General features: G+C 71.6%; 17 protein-coding genes. 7 read left to right on the forward strand and 10 right to left on the reverse strand.

Features of this window, described 5'->3' with window-relative positions; translation table 11 throughout:
• Window position 1: 1 nt before the first annotated feature.
• From TU31_RS23255 to fdh, 5 genes are all read right to left on the reverse strand, one after another.
• The gene (locus TU31_RS23255; protein WP_042157950.1) at window positions 2-646 is read right to left on the reverse strand and encodes a hypothetical protein; all 645 of its coding nucleotides are present in this window, start codon (window positions 644-646) and stop codon (window positions 2-4) included.
• Between the two features lie 130 nt (window positions 647-776).
• Entirely contained in the window at window positions 777-2072 is a 1296-nt protein-coding gene (locus TU31_RS23260; protein ID WP_042157953.1) for an NAD(P)/FAD-dependent oxidoreductase, read from the reverse strand.
• A 165-nt stretch (window positions 2073-2237) separates the two neighbouring features.
• Window positions 2238-3203, reverse strand: a complete 966-nt coding sequence (gene nrfD / locus TU31_RS23265) for an NrfD/PsrC family molybdoenzyme membrane anchor subunit (RefSeq protein WP_181018649.1) — start codon at window positions 3201-3203, stop codon at window positions 2238-2240.
• On the reverse strand, window positions 3200-4117 hold the full coding sequence (locus tag TU31_RS23270; protein WP_042157957.1) for a 4Fe-4S dicluster domain-containing protein: 918 nt from the start codon (window positions 4115-4117) through the stop codon (window positions 3200-3202). Before TU31_RS23270 ends, nrfD begins: the two co-directional genes overlap by 4 nt.
• Entirely contained in the window at window positions 4114-7383 is a 3270-nt protein-coding gene (gene fdh / locus TU31_RS23275; RefSeq protein WP_042157959.1) for a formate dehydrogenase, read from the reverse strand. The genes TU31_RS23270 and fdh overlap by 4 nt, the downstream gene beginning before the upstream one ends.
• A gap of 185 nt (window positions 7384-7568) precedes the next feature.
• Between fdh and TU31_RS23280 the strand changes: the two genes are divergently transcribed.
• Together TU31_RS23280 and TU31_RS23285 are read left to right on the forward strand one after the other, a co-directional pair.
• Window positions 7569-8192 carry a DNA polymerase ligase N-terminal domain-containing protein gene (locus tag TU31_RS23280; protein WP_042157961.1) on the forward strand — a complete coding sequence of 208 codons (624 nt, stop codon included), beginning with the start codon at window positions 7569-7571 and terminating at the stop codon, window positions 8190-8192.
• 12 nt (window positions 8193-8204) lie between these two features.
• A complete protein-coding gene (locus TU31_RS23285; protein ID WP_042157964.1) occupies window positions 8205-8744 on the forward strand; it encodes a cysteine hydrolase family protein in 540 nt (179 codons plus the stop codon).
• A gap of 78 nt (window positions 8745-8822) precedes the next feature.
• On the opposite strand, the gene TU31_RS23290 is transcribed toward TU31_RS23285, so the two are convergent.
• Together TU31_RS23290 and TU31_RS23295 are read right to left on the reverse strand one after the other, a co-directional pair.
• A complete protein-coding gene (locus TU31_RS23290) occupies window positions 8823-9302 on the reverse strand; it encodes a DUF5709 domain-containing protein (RefSeq protein ID WP_042157967.1) in 480 nt (159 codons plus the stop codon).
• Between the two features lie 120 nt (window positions 9303-9422).
• A complete protein-coding gene (locus TU31_RS23295) occupies window positions 9423-9833 on the reverse strand; it encodes a DUF2795 domain-containing protein (RefSeq protein ID WP_370682756.1) in 411 nt (136 codons plus the stop codon).
• A 267-nt stretch (window positions 9834-10100) separates the two neighbouring features.
• Between TU31_RS23295 and TU31_RS23300 the strand changes: the two genes are divergently transcribed.
• Window positions 10101-11240, forward strand: a complete 1140-nt coding sequence (locus tag TU31_RS23300; protein WP_042157974.1) for a baeRF2 domain-containing protein — start codon at window positions 10101-10103, stop codon at window positions 11238-11240.
• A gap of 92 nt (window positions 11241-11332) precedes the next feature.
• Window positions 11333-11461 (forward strand): LPFR motif small protein, encoded by a 129-nt coding sequence (locus TU31_RS40310; RefSeq protein ID WP_251083460.1) that lies wholly within the window; start codon window positions 11333-11335, stop codon window positions 11459-11461.
• A 76-nt stretch (window positions 11462-11537) separates the two neighbouring features.
• Here the strand turns inward: TU31_RS40310 and uriT are convergent, their stop codons facing one another.
• Entirely contained in the window at window positions 11538-12977 is a 1440-nt protein-coding gene (gene uriT, locus TU31_RS23305; RefSeq protein ID WP_042158842.1) for a uridine transporter UriT, read from the reverse strand.
• Window positions 12978-13009: 32 nt separating this feature from the next.
• On the reverse strand, window positions 13010-13957 hold the full coding sequence (uriH, locus tag TU31_RS23310; RefSeq protein WP_042157976.1) for a uridine-preferring nucleoside hydrolase UriH: 948 nt from the start codon (window positions 13955-13957) through the stop codon (window positions 13010-13012).
• A gap of 342 nt (window positions 13958-14299) precedes the next feature.
• On the opposite strand from uriH, the gene TU31_RS23315 reads away from it, so the two are divergent.
• The 3 genes from TU31_RS23315 (at window position 14300) to TU31_RS23325 (ending at window position 17234) form a co-directional block, all read left to right on the forward strand.
• The gene (locus TU31_RS23315) at window positions 14300-15340 is read left to right on the forward strand and encodes a LacI family DNA-binding transcriptional regulator (RefSeq protein ID WP_042157978.1); all 1041 of its coding nucleotides are present in this window, start codon (window positions 14300-14302) and stop codon (window positions 15338-15340) included.
• A gap of 267 nt (window positions 15341-15607) precedes the next feature.
• Complete coding sequence (locus TU31_RS23320) at window positions 15608-16126, forward strand: lytic polysaccharide monooxygenase auxiliary activity family 9 protein (protein WP_042157980.1); 519 nt, start codon at window positions 15608-15610, stop codon at window positions 16124-16126.
• A gap of 160 nt (window positions 16127-16286) precedes the next feature.
• Window positions 16287-17234, forward strand: coding sequence for a hypothetical protein (locus TU31_RS23325; protein ID WP_042157981.1), 948 nt, complete (start codon window positions 16287-16289; stop codon window positions 17232-17234).
• 170 nt (window positions 17235-17404) lie between these two features.
• On the opposite strand, the gene TU31_RS23330 is transcribed toward TU31_RS23325, so the two are convergent.
• Window positions 17405-17833 (reverse strand): DUF779 domain-containing protein, encoded by a 429-nt coding sequence (locus tag TU31_RS23330; protein WP_042157983.1) that lies wholly within the window; start codon window positions 17831-17833, stop codon window positions 17405-17407.
• Between the last annotated feature and the right edge of the window lie 346 nt (window positions 17834-18179).

Raw genomic sequence — 18179 nt, forward strand, 5'->3', positions numbered from 1 at the left:
GTCACAGCGTCCCGCGACGCCGGGCGGCCTTGAGACACCGGGTCATCTCCTCGGCGTACGGCAGCGCCACGCACACGGTGAGACCGACTCCGATGCCGGCCAAATAGCGGGCGGGCAACGGGGATTCCTTGGGCAGCAGCTTCCAGTCCCCGGCGCCGCGGCCGCCGCGCAGCGTGCCGCGGACCTGGTCGGCGTGCAGACAGGCGAGGAACGCCAGCGCCGTGAGTGGCAGGACCTCCAGAAAGCTGTGGATGTGCTGCTCCATGGGACGGACCTCCCGCTCGGTCGTCGCCAGGCTCACATCCCACAGCGCGGTGGCGCCGTGCGCCAGGGCCGCACCGCCCATCACCGTCAGGACCAGCGGATTGACCTTGGCCAGCAGCCCCAGGGTGACCGGCACCCCGGCTTCCGCCATCATCAGCGCGTGCACCGCCGATTCCCGGACGCCGCTGGTCTCCTCGATCCGGGTCCGCCGGTGCATGATCCAGTCCGCCACCGAGGGGACGAACCAGAGCGGCATGACGCCGTACATCAGAAAGCGCCGGCTGGTGTCCTCGGCATCCAGGGAGCGGCGGGGGACGGAGCGGTCGGCGGGCCGGCGCCAATGGCGCCATGCGCGGGCGACCGGGCTACGGTGCAGGTCCATCTCTTGCCTCCGGAATCGTGTGGTCGACGGCTCGCGGACACCGCCCGTACACGCCGCACGGATCATCACCGGCCAGCCAAGCAGAACCCTCCGCATCCGGCATCCGGGGAACGCCCGGCCGGCCCGGCTCTTACGAGGCGCCGCCCACCCGGGCCACCTCGGGGGTTTCGGTGTCCAGCGGCACCGACCAGGAGCGGACCAGACCCAGCTGGACGGCCTGCCGCGGCAGCACCGCGTCCAGGAGCCAGTCGGTGGCCACCCGGACGCGGTTGCCCGGCATCGCCAGGAGGTGGTAGCCGCGGGTGACCACCCCGGCGAGCGGGCCGGACAGCGGGATGTGCAGCGGGTTCGCGGCGGCCTGGATGCCGCCCAGGTCCACCATGAAGCCCAGGTCATGGTGCTCGTAGGCCCGTGGGGTGCCCTGTCCGCAGGACGCCGCCACATTGTGCGCCGCGACCTTGCCCTGCCGCTGGGCGTGCTGGGCGGTCATCGGCGTCGTCTCACCGGGGCGGGTCAGGTCGGGCACGGCCGCGGCGTCACCGCAGGCGAACACCCCCGGCCGGCCGGGCACGCCCAGGAACTTGTCGACGCACAGCCGTCCCTTGTCGGTGGGCAGCCCCAAGGACTCGACCAGCGGGTCCGGCCGTACGCCCACACACCAGATCAGGGAGTGGCTGCTGACGAACTCGCCGTCGTCGAGCAGGACCCCGTCCGGGGTGGCCTCCTTGACGGAGGTGCGGGTGCGGACATCGACGCCGCGGGCGCGCAGGACCCGGTCGGCGGTGCGCGACAGCCGCTCGTCGAGCTCGGGCAGCACCCGGTCGGCGAGGTCCAGCAGCAGCCAGCGGGGGCGTGGGCCGTCCCGCAGGCCGGTGTTCTGCCGGGCCAGGGAGTCGGTGAACCGCACACCGTGGGCGGTGACTTCGGTCCCGGTGTAGCCGGCGCCCACGACGACGAAGGTGGTCCTGGCGGCCCGCTCGGCCGGGTCCTCGGCCGCGGCGGCCAGCTCGACCTGACGGGTGATGTGGTCGCGGAGGTACAGCGCCTCGGGCATCCCGCGGAAGCCGTGGGCATGCTCGGCGACTCCAGGGACGGGCAGCAGTTTGTTGACGCTGCCGACGGTCAGCACCAGCCGGTCGTAGGACAGCGAGCCGTCCCGGTCCTCGGGGTCGGTGTAGGCCACCCGGCGGGCATCGAAGTCCACGTCATGGACCTCACCGAGGACGAGCCGGACGCCCGGCAGGGTCCCGGTGAGCGAGACCGAGATCCGGCGGGGTTCCAGGATTCCGGCCGCCACCTCCGGCAGCAGCGGCACATACAGAAAGTAGTCATGGGGGTTGATGAGCACGATCTCGGCGGCTCCCTTGGCCTGCCGGGAGAGCGTGCGGGCACATTCGTAACCGGCGAAGCCGGCTCCGACGATCACGATCCGAGGACGACGTCGCTTCACGTGGACTCCTGCGGTCGAGGAAGGTGCTGGAGCGCCGGGCCGGACAGGGCCACCGTCCGGTGCGGGCCGACGGCCGGCGCGGGCACACCGTGGTGTCCTGTCGGCTAACCGGTGTGCGGCCGGGTACACATGGGTCCCCTGTCATTCTGCGGGCGGCCGGCCCTGGGTGGCACGTTGGGGGAGGACCGTGTAGGCAGGGTCCCGCGCGGACGCCAGGCCGGCCGCGAAGACACCGAAGCGGGTGCAGGCCGAGCCGGCGAGCAGCGCCAGACCGGCTGCGACGGCCGCGCCGCGGGAGCGGTGGCCGGCGAGCGCCGCGGCCGCCGCGCCACCGCCGAGAAGCAGTTCGGCGGCGCGCAGCAGCCGCCCCGCCCGCCCTTCCCGGTAGGTCTCCGCCACCATCCCCAGGCGCCGTTCGGCCGCCCGGGTGGCCGCCGCGTCCGCCACGGCCGCCAGCACGGCGGCGCAGCGGGCCGGGGCGCTCTCCCGGGGCGGTGCGACCACCAGCGCCATACCGGCGGCCGCGGCGGTCGCGGAGGCGGCGAAGAGATAGGGCAGCTCGCGGTGCGCGCCATGCCATGCCGGTACGGCGGTGTCCGCGGCGAGCACGGCGGTATAGGTGGCCACGGCCGGTCCCAGGGCCGCGGCGGCCGCGGTGGCGGCGGCACCGGCCCGGGGCAGCCGCCCGGCCACCGCGCACAGGGCCGCCGCGCCGGCCATCGGCCCGTAGCCGCCGAGCAGCCAGGAGCCGACGCTCATCGGTGAGGTCGGCTTCAGCACGCGCAGCATGTGGGTGAAGCGTGCCGGGCGGCCGAGGTCGTTGATCAGCGCGGCCGCGGACAGCGACACCGCCGCCAGGGAGGACACCTTCAGCGAGGTCGCCAGGGTGGTGCGGCCGGTCAGCTGGGCACCGGCGGCGAGCACCGAGCCGGCCCCCGCGAGCCCGCCGAGGAAGAAGTAGCCGGCGATGTCGCGGGCGGACCAGGACGGGGCCTTGATGACCGGTCGGCCGTAGTAGGAGCGGAACTCCGCCCGGGGGACCATGAGTTCCTCGCCCCTACGGCGGCGGGTGCGTCCGCCCGCGGTGCGCGGTGCCGGGCGCGTCATCGCCGTACCGTCCTTCGCAGCATCGCGGGCAGCGCGAAGGACAGCGCCAGGCCGCCCGCCAACGACAGTGCCGCCGCCCCCGCATGCCGCCACATGGCGGGCAGGTCACGGGTGGTGACCACCGGGTCGGGTGGCAGCCCGTAGACCTCCGGTTCGTCGAGCAGCAGGAAGAAGGCCGCGTCGCCGCCGACGCCGTCCCCGGGGTCGTGGCCGTAGAGCCGGGCCCCGGCCACGCCCGCCGCCTGTAGTTGGCCGACCCGCAGCGCCGCGCGCGCACGCAGTTCGTCCAGCGGACCGAACTGGATCGACTCCGTCGGGCACGCCTTGGCGCAGGCGGGCTCCTGCCCGGCGCCGAGCCGATCGTAGCACAGGGTGCACTTGAAGGCGCGGCCGTCGGAGGGGCGTTGGTCGATGACGCCATAGGGACAGGCGGGGACGCAGTAGCCGCAGCCGTTGCAGATGTCCTCCTGGACCACGACGGTCCCGAACTCGGTGCGGAAGATCGAGCCGGTCGGGCAGACATCGAGGCAGGCCGCATGGGTGCAGTGTTTGCAGACGTCGGAGGACATCAGCCAGCGGAGGTCGCCGCCGGCCGGTGCCTCCCCCGCCAGCGGGAGTTCCGTACGGCCCTCGGGCGCGGGCACCGGGGGAGCGGACGGCGGCACCGACTGCTCGATGAAGGCCACATGGCGCCAGGTGGAGGCGCCGAGGCTCACGGTGTTGTCGTACGACATGCCGGTGAGCGACAGCCCGTCCTCCGGGATCGCGTTCCACTCCTTGCACGCCACCTCGCACGCCTTGCAGCCGATGCAGACCGAGGTGTCGGTGAAGAACCCCACCCGGGGCGGGGCACCGGCATGACCGGCGTCCCCGGCCGGGTCGGGTTCCGGGCCGCTGAGCAGGCTGTCGGTCATGGCCGCTGGTCCTCTCCGGTGTGCTCGGTGATGCCCGCGCGCCGCCGGTAATCGGCCACCAGGCGGGGGAGTGCGGGGCCGCGCGGCCGGCGTCCCGGCCGGATGTCGGCCGTGAGGGCCTTGTCCTCCTGGATATGGGAGTTGGGGTCCAGCGCGATGGCGACCAGCTCGTTCGGCGCGTCGCCGGTGACGACCCCGTTGGGCCCCCAGTGGAACGGCAGCCCGATCTGATGCACCGGACGGCCGTGCACGGTCAGGGTCCGCATGCGGTCGGTGACCGCCACCCGCGCCTCGATGGCGTTGCGGGCGGTGATGATGGTGGCCCATCCGGAGTGCTCCAGACCGCGCTCGGCGGCGAGCCGCGGCGACACCTCACAGAACAACTCGGGTTGCAGCTCGGCCAGATAGGGCGACCAGCGGCTCATCCCGCCCGCCGTGAAGTGCTCGGTGAGCCGGTACGTGGTCAGCACGTACGGATAGACCCCGGCCCCCGGTTCGTCGCCGCTGGGGTGGTAGCGGTTGCCCTCGCGGACGTAGAGCTGCCGGGTGGGGGAGCGCGACCGGCCGGGGTGGAGGGCGCTGGTGAACGGCGAGTCCTGCGGCTCGTAATGGGTGGGCAGCGGCCCGTCGTGGAGCCCGGATGGGGCGTAGAGCCAGCCCTTGCCGTCCGCCTGCATGATGAAGGGATCGTCGCCGCGCAGGGCGTCGGGTCCGGTCGCCCCGGGCGGCGGCACATGGTCCGGTGCCCGGTCGGGGATGAAGTCCGGGACGTCACGGCCGGTCCAGCGTCCGTGGTCGGCGTCCCACCACACATACGCCTTGCGCGCGCTCCAGGGAGTGCCGTCGGGAGCGGCCGAGGCGCGGTTGTAGAGGATCCGCCGGTTCGCGGGCCAGGACCAGGCCCAGCGTGCGGCGACCCAGTCCTGCTCGGTGTGCGGGGTGCGGCGGGCGGCCTGGTTGACGCCGTCCGCGAAGACCCCGCAGTAGATCCAGCAGCCGCACCGGGTCGAGCCGTCGTCTTTGAGCTCGGTGTACGTGCTCAGCGGCGCCCCGTCGGGGCCGTGCCCGTTGATCTCGGCGAGCACGGCAGCGGCGACCGGCTCCTGGAGCGGCCCCGCCACCGGGTAATCCCATGTGAGGTCCTGCACCATCCGGTCCATCGGGTCGGTGGACGCCGCCAGTTTCTCCTTGATGCGCCGGCCCAGGTGGTACATGAACCACAGATCACTGCGGGCGTCGCCCTGCGGCTCGACGGCGGCATGGTGCCACTGGAGCCAGCGGTTGGTGTTGGTGAAGGAGCCGGACTTCTCGGTGTGCGAGGCCGCCGGGAGGAAGAACACCTCCGTCCCGATGTCCTCGGTGCGCAGTTCGCCCGTCTCGATCTCGGGACCGTCCTGCCACCACGTCGCCGATTCGATGAGCGAGAAGTCGCGGACGACCAGCCAGTCGAGCCGGGCCATGCCCAGCCGCTGGAGACGGGTGTTGGCGGAGCCGACCGCGGGATTCTCGCCCATCAGGAAGTAGCCCTTGCACACCCCGTCCAGCTGGGCGAGGACGGTGTCATAGGTGCTGTGCGAACCGGTGAGCCGCGGCAGATGACCGAAGCAGAAGTCATTGGCGGGCGTGGCCGCGTCGCCGTAATACGCCTTCAGCAGACTGACGGTGTACGCCCGCATCTCACCCCAGAAGCCCTTGTCGGTACGGCTCGCCGCGACAAAGGTGTCCAGGTCCTCGTGGGTGTGCGCATGCGGCATCGGCAGATAGCCGGGCAGCAGGTTGAACAGCGTGGGGATGTCACTGGACCCCTGGATGGAGGCGTGACCGCGCAGTGCCTGGATGCCGCCTCCGGGGCGGCCGATGTTCCCCAGCAGGAGCTGGAGCACACTGGCCGCCCGGATGTACTGCGAGCCGGTCGAGTGCTGGGTCCAGCCCACCGCGTAGACGAAGGCGCTGGTGCGCTCGCGCCCGGAGTTCTCGGTCAGGGCCCGGCACACCTCCGCGAAGGTCTCCCGCGGCACCCCGCAGGTCCGCTCGACCATCTCCGGTGTGTAGCGGGCGTAGTGCCGCTTGAGGATCTGGTAGACGCAGCGGGGGTGCCGCAGGGTGGGGTCGCTCGGCGCACCGGCGTGGGCCTGCGGACCGCCCGCGCCATGGGTCTCGGCGTGGCCCGGCGGCGGGTGGGAACTGCTCGCGGCGTCCCGCAGGCGCTGGTCCCGCAGCTGCTCGACATCGCCCGCCGGGGCCTGGACGTCGGTGCCCTCGTACTGCCAGCTCGCCGGGTCATAGCGGCGCTCCGCCTCGTCCAGCCCGGAGAACACGCCGTCGAGGTCCTCGGTGTCGCGGAAGTCCTCGCTGACGAGGGTGGCGGCGTTCGTATAGGCGAGGACGTACTCCCGGAAGTCCTTCTCCTCGGTCAGTACGTGATGGATCAGCCCGCCGAGGAAGGCGATGTCGGTGCCCGCCCGGATCGGCACATGCAGATCGCACAGGGCACTGGTGCGGGTGAAGCGCGGATCGACATGGATGATCTTCGCGCCGCGCGCCTTGGCTTCCATGACCCACTGGAAGCCCACCGGGTGCGCCTCGGCGAAATTGGAGCCCTCGATGACGATGCAGTCCGCGTGCTGGAGATCCTGCATGAAGGTGGTCGCCCCGCCGCGCCCGAACGAGGTGCCGAGACCGGCGACCGTGGAGCTGTGGCAGACCCGGGCCTGATTCTCCACCTGGACCACGCCCAGACCGGTCAGCAGCTTCTTGATCAGGTAGTTCTCCTCGTTGTCGAGGGTGGCGCCGCCCAGGCTGGCGATGCCGAGCGTACGGGCGACCCGCCGGCCGTCCGCCTCCCACTCCCAGGTGGCACGGCGCAGCTCGATCACCCGCTCGGCGATCATGTCCATGGCCGTGTCGAGGTCGAGCCGCTCCCACTCGGTCCCGTAGGGCCGCCGGTACAGCACCTCATGGCGGCGGGCGGGTCCGGTCGTCAGCTGAAGCGTCGCCGCGCCCTTGGGACACAGCCGCCCCCTGCTGACCGGCGAGGCGGGGTCCCCCTCGATCTGCACCACCCGCTCGTCCTTGACGTAGACCTGCTGCCCGCAGCCCACCGCGCAATACGGGCAGACCGAGGCCACCACGCGGTCCGCGGTGTCCGTGCGCGGGCGCAGCGCCTCGGTTCGCCCGGACATCGCGGCCCGCCCCCGGCCCAGCGGGTCACCGCCCGTGAGCTGCCGGTACGCGGGCCAGCCACGCAGCAGCCGGCGTACGCCCATGGTTCCTCCAGCGTCGGCTCGTCTCCCTCCACGCTCGCCCCCGCGGGCCGGGCTCGCCCCTTGGTAGGCCTGTTACTGACCCAACCGGGCACCCGGGGGGCGGCGGGGCGGCCGCACATGCGTCGCCGGGCGCCTCGCGCGACAGTGAGAGATGCGGCCACCGGTACGAAGGGCAGGCGGGGCACATGGGTGCCGAGGACGGACTGACGGCATACCGCGGCAAGCGGCACTTCGACCGGACGCGCGAGCCGCCGGGTGCCCCGGCGGCGGCCGGCGACACCTCGTCCTTCGTCGTCCAGATCCACGACGCGAGCACCCTGCACTTCGACTTCCGGCTGGAGGTCGACGGGGTGCTGAAGTCCTGGTCCGTCCCCAAGGGGCCGTCCGCCGACCCGCACGACAAGCGGCTGGCGATGCCCACCGAGGACCATCCGCTGGAGTACCGGGAATTCGAGGGCGTGATCCCGGAGGGGGAGTACGGCGCGGGCACCGTGATCGTCTGGGACCAGGGCAGCTACCGCCCGCTGCCCCGGAAGAAGAAGGGCCGCCCGCTGTCGTTCGGCCAGGCGCTGGAGGACGGTCATGTCTCCTTCTGGCTCGACGGCAGCAAGCTCCACGGCGGCTATGCGCTGACCCGGTTCCGTACCGGTGAGGGCCCCGGGAAGCGGGAGTCCTGGCTGCTGGTCAAGGAGAACGACGATCGGGCCGGGCGGGGCGGTACGCCGGACGCCCGGCGGGCCCGCTCCGTACGCAGCGGCCGCACCCTGAAGCGGGTGGCCGCCGAAGAGAGCCCGGGGCAGCCCGGCTGACCGGGGGACGCCATGTCCGGCAAGGCGCTCATCGTGATCGACATGCTCAATTCTTATGAGCACGCGGACGCGGAACTGCTGCTGCCCTCGGTGCGGCAGACCTTGCCGCATATCACCGCGCTGATCGAACGGGCCCGAAAGAACGATGTCGAGATCATTTACGTCAATGACAATTTCGGCCTGTGGCGCTCACACCACGACGAACTTCTGGACACCGTACTGAGCGGCCCGCACGCCGATCTGGTGGAGCCGGTCCGGCCGGACGAAAAATCGCTGTTCGTGGTGAAAGCACGGCACTCGGTCTTCTATGAAACGCCGCTGGAATATCTGCTGCGGCAGCACGGCATCGACACGATCGTGCTCTGTGGTCAGGTCACCGAACAATGCGTGCTCTATTCGGCGCTCGACGCTCATATCCGGCATATTCGGGTCATCGTCGCCGAGGACGCCTGTGCGCATATCCATGAAGACCTCGCCGCCGCCGCGCTGCGCATGATGGAGCGCAATATGCAGGCCCGGATCGCGCGCTCGGACGACCCCGACGTCCTGTGAGGGCGCTCGGCGAGGCCGCCGAACCGGCGTGCCGCGGGACCGTGAGATCAGGGCGGGGCGGCCGGGGCACGGCAGGGGCTAGATCTCCCTGTCCCCGTCCCCCGCGTCGTCCCGGGCGATATGCACCGCCGCCTCCTCCGCCGACGCGGCGCCGCCGTCGATCCCGACGTCCCGGGCGGCGATGTCATTGCTGCCTCCGCGCCAGAACCCCTCGTCGGAGCCCACGAGCCGGCCCGCCCGCTCGTCGCCGCATTCGAGGTCGGTCGGTTCCCCCACCCCGCCCGGGAGGTCGCCGATCCCGTCGCCGTCGGGTGCGCTGACCTCCGGCATCTCCACCGACAGCCGGTGCTCCAGCGATTCACGCTCGTGCAGCTCGCGCGCGGTGGTCCCCTCGTGGTTCACCACGAAGGGCCGCTCGGGCGGCGAATAGCCGCTGTCCAGCGTCTGGTCGAGGTCCGGCTCGTCCAGGGCGTCCTCCATGTCGAGCGCGTTGGGGTTGTCCCGGGGATCGGATCTGGGCGGCTGGTAGACCTCGTCGCCCATCGCGTCGTCGGACATAACCGCCCTCCCTCTTCCCGTCCATTCGCCCGGCCGCGGGGTGCGGCAGGTGCTCTACGACCAATTGTCCGCCTCCTGGAGGCTCCCGGCAGCGCCAGGATGAGCGGACCGGGCCCGGCCTCAGGCGCGCCGGTGCTCCGTCGCGATCCCGACGGCCTCGGCGATGCTCTGCACATTGCCGAACCGCTCGTGTGCGGGCAGCCGCTCGGCCATGGCGACCAGCCGGTCCGGTGCGTTGTTGCGCCGCAGGGTCTCGATGATCGCGTACTTGTCGGCCGGGTACAGGCTGCGCCCGAGGTGCTGGGCGAGTTCGGAGCGCAGTCCCACGTCCTCCTCGGTCATGCCGCTCGGTGTGCCGCCCCGGAACTCGCTCTCGGGGGACCACGCCGCCACCGGCTGGTCCTCGCCCGCCGGCTGGAGTTCATGCTCCTCGTCCGTTCGCAGGGCGCGCTCCGCCGTCAATTGCCCCCGTAGTTGCTTCTTCATCATCTCGTCCCGGGCGGGGCCGGTCTTGTCCGTTCCGTGTTCCATGACCATGGGTGCCTCCGGCTCCACGAGTCATACAGACCCGTCGCGTTACTCCCAGTTTCCCTGGTCCCCCAGCCCTAACAACCCGGCAGCGCTGTTTCAACCATGCCTACGGAAAACACGCGGCCGGCCACGGAACGTAACGGCAGATGCATATGCCCTGGATGCATACGCCTTTCGGGAACGGGAATTCGTAAGGCAGCCCACCGATCACGGCCCACGTATCACAGGAGAATCCACGGAATCCGAGGAAGCCAAGGAGGCAGCGCCATGCGAATCTCGCTCCTGCAACCGGTCATCGACCGGCCAGGCCCCTGGGCATCCGTCTATGCCGATATCTCGCACAGCACCGAGGACGCCGCAAAACAGCAAGAGTTGACGGCGAGCGCCACCACGGCGCAGTTGTTCGCGCTCGGCGCGGACGAGGCCACCTGCGGTGCGGTGCACGAAGCACTGCTCACACGGCACGAAGGCGAGTCCGGGGAGCACTCCGGGCGGGTGCTGTTCGCCGCCCATGGTGAGATCGTGCTCGACACCCCGCTTCCCGGGCCTCCTGCCACCCCGTTCGCGGCCTGGGGACCGGTGCCCAGAGTCACTCCCTTCCTGGCGGCGGTCGGCGACGACCCGGTCTGCCTGGTGGTCCGTCTGGACCGGGCGGGAGCGGACTTCGCCGTCCTCGGCGAACGGGGCACCGAGGACGCCGGCCAGGTCAGCGGCGCCGACTGGCCCCTGCACCGCACCGCCTCGGGCGACTGGTCCGAAGGCCACTTCCGCGCCAAGGTGGAGAACACCTGGGAGCACAACGCCGAAGAGATCGCCGATGCGGTGCGCAAGGCGTTCGAGGAGTGTGGCGCCGAGGCCATCGTCCTGATCGGCGACGCCCGCGAACGCCATCTGGTGCACGACAAGCTGCCCGAACCGTTGCGCGCCCTCACCTACGAGAGCGAACACGGCGGGCGGGCGCCCGGTGCCGAGAGTACGCTGGTGGACCGGGACATCGCCCAGGTCAGGGCAGTTCAGGAACGTGAGCACATCGCGCAGGTGGCGGACCGCTTCCGCACCGGTGCGGGGCCGGGAGGCAAGAGCGCCCCGCACGCCGCGGCCGGCATCCCCGCCCTGGTCGAGGCGGCCCGGGAACACCGGATCGCCACCTTGCTGGTCAGCCCGCACGGCTCGGACATCGCCCGGCAGGTCTGGGTGGGCTCCGAAGCCGATCAACTCGGCGTACGGGGAACGGAGTTGCAGTACCTGGGCGAGACGCGTCCGGCCGCCGCACGGGCGGATGACGCGCTGGTGCGGTCGGCGGCCGCGAGCGGCGCCGACATCGTGGTGGTCCGTGACCCCGAGCGGGCACCGTCCGGCGGGCTCGGCGCCATCCTGCGCTGGACGGACGACACGACCACCGGGTGACCTGCCGCCCCGGCAGGCGCTCCCGGCACAACGACCCGGCCGACGGCGGCACTTCGACTGTGGTGCCGGAGGGTCATGACGGAGGTTCACTCATGTTGCATGCGATCGCAGACGTTCTCAGGTCGATCGGTGGTGCCATCGCCACCGTCGTCACCCTGCCGTTCCGCGCCGTGGCACGGCTCTTCGGCGGGGCCGCTGACAGCGCACGCGGACACCACTGACGGCGGACACCGCAACGGGCCGCCCGCCGACCGGATTCCGTGGTCGGCGGGCGGCCCGTGGTGTCCGGCGTGCGCCTCAGTCCTGTGCTTCGGCCGCCACCGGCTTCGGGATCAGGAACGACGTCGCGATGGCCGCGGCCAGGACGACCACGCCCGCGATCATGCCGGCGGTGTAGCCACCGGACGACGACGGGTCCGCCGGGGACGCGGCGGTCTTGACCGCGTACAGGAGCGCGAAGCTGAGTCCCGCGCCGAGGTTGAAGGCGCCGGCGTTCAGACCGGGCAGGAAGCCCGGGTTGTCACTGGGGGAGAGGACGATGCCCAGCCCGTTGAGGACGATGTTCGCCACGCCCGCGTAGGCGATGCCCACCAGGACGGACGTCACCAGCAGCAGGATCTGCGACTGGCTGTGCATCGTGAGCAGCATCAGCGCGACCGTCGCCACCGACCCGGCCAGGCCGCACCGCAGGACGCGGCCGTAGCCGAAGGTCGCGGCGAGACGGCCGGCCAGCGGGCCCATGGCGAGTCCGGCGAGCGCGTACGGCGACAGCGTCCACCACGCGGACTGCTCGGCGCTCATCCCGAGACCGGCCTGGGCGTCCTGTGCGAAGGCCGGGATCAGCCCGTTCATGACGGCGAACACCCCGGTCATGGTGAGCACGGTGGTCAGCAGGGTCGCCCAGGTCGCCCGCTGCTTGAGGTGCCTGGTGGCGACCAGGGGGTGCCCGCTGCGGTTCTCGGTCCGCCAGAACAGCGCGAAGGCGGCCGCGGACAGGACGAGCAGGACGGCGATCAGCGGCCAGTCGGCGGCGGCCAGCTTGCCCGCCTCGTTGAGCGCGATCAGCAGCGAGCCGACCGAGACCACGAGCAGCGCGACCCCGGGCCAGTCCATCCGGGTCGCGGCGGGCGCCTTCGACTCGGGGGTGAGGGTGGCGACCAGGACGGTGGCCAGGGCGGCGACGACCGCCATCGCCCAGAACACCGACGGGAAGCCGTGACGGTCGGCCAGGTAGCCGCCCGCGAGGGAGTCGACACCGGCGATACCGCCGTTGACGGCGGTGATCACGCCCAGCAGGGTGCCGTACCGCTTCGGCTCCTGGACCTCCACCCGCAGCATGATCAGACACAGCGGGACGACCGGACCGGAGACACCCTGGATGACCCGGCCGGCGAACAGCATCGGCACGCTGGTCGCCAGCGCCGCGACGACACAGCCGACAACCATCAGGCCGAGCATTCCGGCCAGCACCCGGCGGCGCCCGATGACATCGCCCAGCCGCGGGAGGAAGAGCGAGAACAGTGCCGCCGAGGTGAAGAACGCGGTCTGGGTGAGGCCGATCTCCGCGGAGCTGGCGCCGAGGGTGTCCTCGATGTTCTTCAGCGCGGGGCTGAGCATGCTGGCGTTGAGCTGGAAGGCGAAACAGGCCGCGAGCAGCGCGGTGACCAGCACGCCGATACGGACCCCGGACCCGCCGCCGGTCCCCTCGGCGGGGCGCCGGACGGTGGAGGTGCTCATCTCGCCGGTGGTGTTCATCTCGGTGGGGGTGTTCATGCCTCGACGTCCCCGATCCGCTCAAGTGCGTCCACGACGAGGTTCCAGAACCGCTCGTGGTCGAGCTTGACCGCGACCTGGGTGGTGCAGTCGTCCGGCGCGGGCGCCCGGAAGTCCGTCACGGTCATACCGACGGTCAGCGCACCGCGCAGCTCGATGTCGACCGGGGCCCTCCGTACGGTCATCACGTCCGGGTCGATGACGTAGGCGACCGCGCACGGGTCGTGCACCGGCGGGTAGGTGAAGCCCTGGTTCTCGCGGTAGGCCTCGCGGAAGAAGTCCAGCAGCTCACCGACGAACCTGGCGGGGCGGGTGCCGACCGCGGCGATCTTCGCATCGACCTCGGGGGTCGCCAGTGCCTGGTGCGTCAGATCGAGGCCGACCATGGTGACCGGCCAGCGCTCGTTGAAGACGATGTGCGCGGCCTCGGGGTCGATCTTGATGTTGAACTCGGCGACCGCGCTCCAGTTGCCCTCGTGGTAGCCGCCGCCCATCAGGACGACCTCACGGACCCGCTCCGCGATCCGCGGCTCCTTGCGCACGGCCAGCGCGATGTTCGTCAGCCCCGCGGTCGGGACGATGGTGATCTCGCCGGGCTCGTGCGACATCACGGTGTCGATGATCAGGTCCACCGCGTGCCGGCGGTCCAGCTCGATGGCCGGCTCGGGCAGCTCCGGGCCGTCCAGACCGGTCTCGCCGTGGATGTCCGGCGCCGTCTCGATGTCCCGGACCAGCGGACGCGGGCAGCCGGCGGCGAAGGGCACGCCCGTGATCCCGGCGATCCGCGCCACGGACAGCGCGTTGCGGGTCACCTTCTCCAGCGTCTGGTTCCCGACCACGGTCGTCACGGCGACCAGCTCGACATCGGGATTGCCATGGGCCAGGAGCATGGCGATCGCATCGTCATGCCCCGGGTCGCAGTCGAGGATGATCTTTCTGGCCAACGGAAGAGCCCCTTTGCTCTGCTGCTCGGAAATGTGGTGCGGAGTGGTGGTGCGGGGCCGGCATGGGCTCCGGTGCACAGCGCGCCCGGCGGTCGCCCATGGCGTGCCCGGGCGGGAAGTCAGCCACGAGCGAGCAACATGGGAAAACGTTCTCCGGAAACTTGACCCATGGACTGGCCGGTTGTCAACGGTTCAATCTCTGGCCTACCGGGCGTTTTCGGGACGAAATGCGGCCGGTGTGGTGGGGAGAACCACCTCTCGCGGGACAACGTTTGCCAGGCAGGCAAGGGGGCGTATGCTCCGTCCGGTCCGGGCGGGCCGAGCGAAGGGAGCCGCGAGACGGTGGCCGAAGTCACGCTGAAGGACGTCGCGCTGGCGTCCGGCTGCTCCATCGCCACGGTCTCCCGCGTGCTGGCCGGCACCCGTCCGGTCGGCGTCGAGACCGCCCGCACCGTACGCGAGGCGGCCGAGCGGCTGGGCTACCGCCCCAACCATGTGGCCCGCGCCCTGCGCAGCCGCTCCACCGGCACCGTCGGCCTCGTCCTGCCGCAGATCACCAACCCGTTCTTCCCCTCCCTCGTCCGGGAGCTGGAGCATGCGCTGCACGCCGAGGGGCGGGCCGTGCTGCTCGCCGACTGCGACGACGACCCGGTGACCGAGGCGGCCCGGATCGGCGCGTTCCTGGGGCGGCAGGTCGACGCGCTGCTGCTGATACCCGTCGATGAGCGGCGCAGCCGGGAGGCGGTGGCGAGTGCGGCCGCCCAGGTGCCGCTGGTGCTGCTCGACCGCGGCTGCGGCCCCGGCGTCGCCGACTCCGTCGCCGTCGACAACGCGGCCGGTATGGCCCTCGTACTCGATCATCTGGCCGCCACCGGCCGCCGCCGCCCCTGCTTCGTGGGAGCCGCCGGGACCGCGTCGGCGGCGGTCGAGCGGCGTGCGGCGTACGAGGCGGGGGCCGCGGCGCTGGACCCGGAAGCCCCCGGGCGCGTCGAGCTCGGCGACTTCTCGGTGGAGTGGGGACGCGCCGCCGTCGATCGTGTCTGGCCGTCCCGGCCGGACGCCCTGATCTGCGCCAATGACCTCATCGCCGCCGGTGCCCTGCAGCGGCTGCGGCAGCTCGGTGCGGACGTACCGGGGGAGGTCGCCGTCACCGGCTTTGACGACATCCCGCTCGCCGGCCTCGCCGACCCGGCGCTGACCACCGTCCGTCAGCCGGTCGGTGAACTGGCCGCCGAGGCCGCCCGCCTGCTGAGCCGCCGGCCGTCCACCACGGAGCCCGGCCCACGCCGCACGGTCCGACTGGCGCCGCACCTGGTCGTCCGGGCCTCCAGCGCACCGGCCGGCGCCTCCTCGGCTCACCGACCGGGCGACTTGCGAGCCTGACGCCACGTCAAGAAGGCGGTACATGAGGCGAGTTGATTGCCTGAGGGTCCGGCGCGCACTCACCCCCGCCACGGCCTGCCGTCGGCACGGCAACACCCGCCGCGCCTCTTGACCGTACGCGGTCAGAGAGTAAAGTCTAGACCAATTGGTGTGCACCTTCGCGTCATTCACCCCCCTCAACGAGGCTTCCCCGGGCGGACGTGCGGCGCCGCGGCGGCGTCGGGTTCGCTGCTCTCGCGTGGCGGCCTCTCTCGCGAAAGGCTTGACATGCACAGGAAAAGAAAGCTGGCCCTCGCCCTCGGTGCGGGCATCGCCCCGCTGCTCGTCGTCACCCTGCCGGCCGGTCCGGCGAGCGCGCACGGCTATGTGTCCTCGCCGCCCAGCCGGCAGGCGCAGTGCGCCGCGGGCAGCATCGAGTGCGGTCCGGTCAAGTGGGAGCCGCAGAGCGTCGAGGGCCCCAAGGGGCTGACCAGCTGTAGCGGCGGCAACAGCCGGTTCGCCGAACTCGACGATGACAGCAAGGGCTGGAAGGCCACCCCGGTCGGCAGCTCACAGACCTTCAACTGGCGGCTGACCGCCCGGCATTCCACCAGCACCTGGCAGTACTTCGTCGGCGGGAAGAAGGTCGCCGAGTTCAACGACGGAGGTGCGCAGCCACCGGCGACGGTCTCGCACACCGTCAACTTCGGCGGCATCACCGGCAAGCAGAAGATCCTCGCGGTCTGGAACATCGCCGACACCGCGAACGCCTTCTACGCCTGTATCGACGTCACGATCGGCGGCTAGTCTCCCGTCTCCTCCCTCATCCCTCCCGTCCCCGCCGCCCCGTCTCCCTGCGCCGGTCACCTCCGTGAGCGGCGGCGAGCAGGGCGACGGGGGCGGCGGGGCACCCGTTACGATCGGCCCATTCATGGCCGTTGTGCGTGGCCGCTGCCGGGAGGAAGAGATGGGCCTGTTCCGCCGAGGACCGAAGCGGGATTCCCGCGACCTGGCACGCGACGGGGAGTTCAGCTTCTTCTCCGAGCGCGAGGGCGGTGTCTTCAGATCCCAGGTCCGGCAGGCCTTCGCGGAACGGGGACTCGAAGTCACCGCGTACGCGGGCGTGGTCACCGACTCCGCGGGCCGGCAGTTCGGCCTCGGCAACCTCGCCGCGGTGTGCCATCGCGACCGGCGCGGGGAGCGCAGCTGGCCCGCGCTGATCCGGGATCACGTCGGCAAGGTGCTCCGCACGATGGACGGCCCGCAGCCGCTGGAGATCCTCAGCGAGGACGAGATCCGGGCCTGTCTGTACCCCCGTGTGGTCGCCCAGGAGACGCTGCCCGCCTCGGACTCCTTCCGCTACGGCCGGGCGCCGGCGCCGGGGCTGCGGGAAGTGCTCGCCCTCGATCTGCCCGAGGCCGTGCAGATGCTCAGCGAGGACTCGCTGACCGATCTCGGGGACGTGGCCGAGCTGCGGATCCGGGCGATGAACAATCTGCGGGCGCTGCCGGTCGAAGGGCATGAGACGGTGCGGCGCGGCGACGGCTCGGCGTTCGAGGTGCTGCTCGGCGACTCGTTCTTCACCGCGAGCCGGGTGCTGGTCCTCGACGAGCTGGTGCAGCGGCTCATGGGCACCGGGCTCACGCCGGACGGTGCGCTGGTCGCCCTGCCCTTCCGGCACCAGCTGGCGTTCCACCGTATCCACGACGCCCAGGTCATCCCGGCGCTTCAGGCCATGGCGCAGTTCGCGGCGGCCGGTCACGAGGACGCGGCGGGGGCGATCAGCCCCAGGGTGTTCTGGTGGCGCCGGGGCGTGATGACCCCGCTGAGCGAGCCGGACGGTGACGGGCTGCGGGTGGTGGCGGACGCGGACTTCCAGAAGATGCTGGAACGGCTGGTGCAGGGCGAGACCTGAGGGACGAGGCGGACCGGCACCGCGCGGTCCGTACAAGATTTTCTCGCGAAATCTTCACCGTGCGGGAACCTGAACCGCCTTCCACCCGTTTCTACAAGTGAGGCCCCACGCTCTCCCCCGTGCGTGGGGCCTCACTCCTGCCCGGCGTCTCCCGGCGCCCGCGCCCCGCTTCAGCCGCTGAGCCCCGCGCGTTCCTCCTCGGTGAACAACCGCGAGCGGATCAGAAAGCGCACCCCTTCCGGCGCCTCCAGCGAGAACCCGCTGCCCCGCCCCGGTACGACGTCCACCGTCAGATGGGTGTGCCGCCAGCGCGCGAACTGGTCGGCCGACATCCAGAAGTCCACCGGCTCCCGCACACCCTCCACGCCCAGCCGGGCCAGCAGCACATCCGACGATCCCGTACGGAATTCCCCCGCCGGGTAGCACATGGGGGCGCTGCCGTCGCAGCAGCCGCCGGACTGGTGGAACATCAGCGGGCCGTGCTCCTTCCGCAGCAGCCGCAGCAGTTCGGCCGCCGCCGCGGTGAGCCCGATGCGTGCCGTGCCCTCCGGGGCCGCGGGGCCCGGAGCGGCCGTCTCGCCCCCGTCGCCGCCGGCCATCAGAAGCGGCCCGGCTTCGTGGCGGGGCGGCTGACCGGCAGATTCTTGGTCCCTGGTGGGTACATGTGTCGTCCTCTCCTGGGCATTCCGCTCCTGACCGGCGGAAACGGATGTCGTCGACAGGACGGGGGCGGGCCGCCCGGGCGCGCCCGGATCGTGCCCACCGCGCCGTCCCGGCGGCGGTCCAGTTAACTCCGTACAACGTTGCGACATGGTTGCACGCGGCGCCGGGATGTAAGGGCACGCACCGGTCGTGGACGGACATCTGGGCGACCGGCTCAGGCAACCCCAGTCGTCATCGGAACGTCTCGAAAACCAGACGAGAACGACGAGAGTTGAGCAACTG

Source organism: Streptomyces lydicamycinicus (assembly GCF_000829715.2).
Lineage (GTDB): Bacteria > Actinomycetota > Actinomycetes > Streptomycetales > Streptomycetaceae > Streptomyces > Streptomyces lydicamycinicus.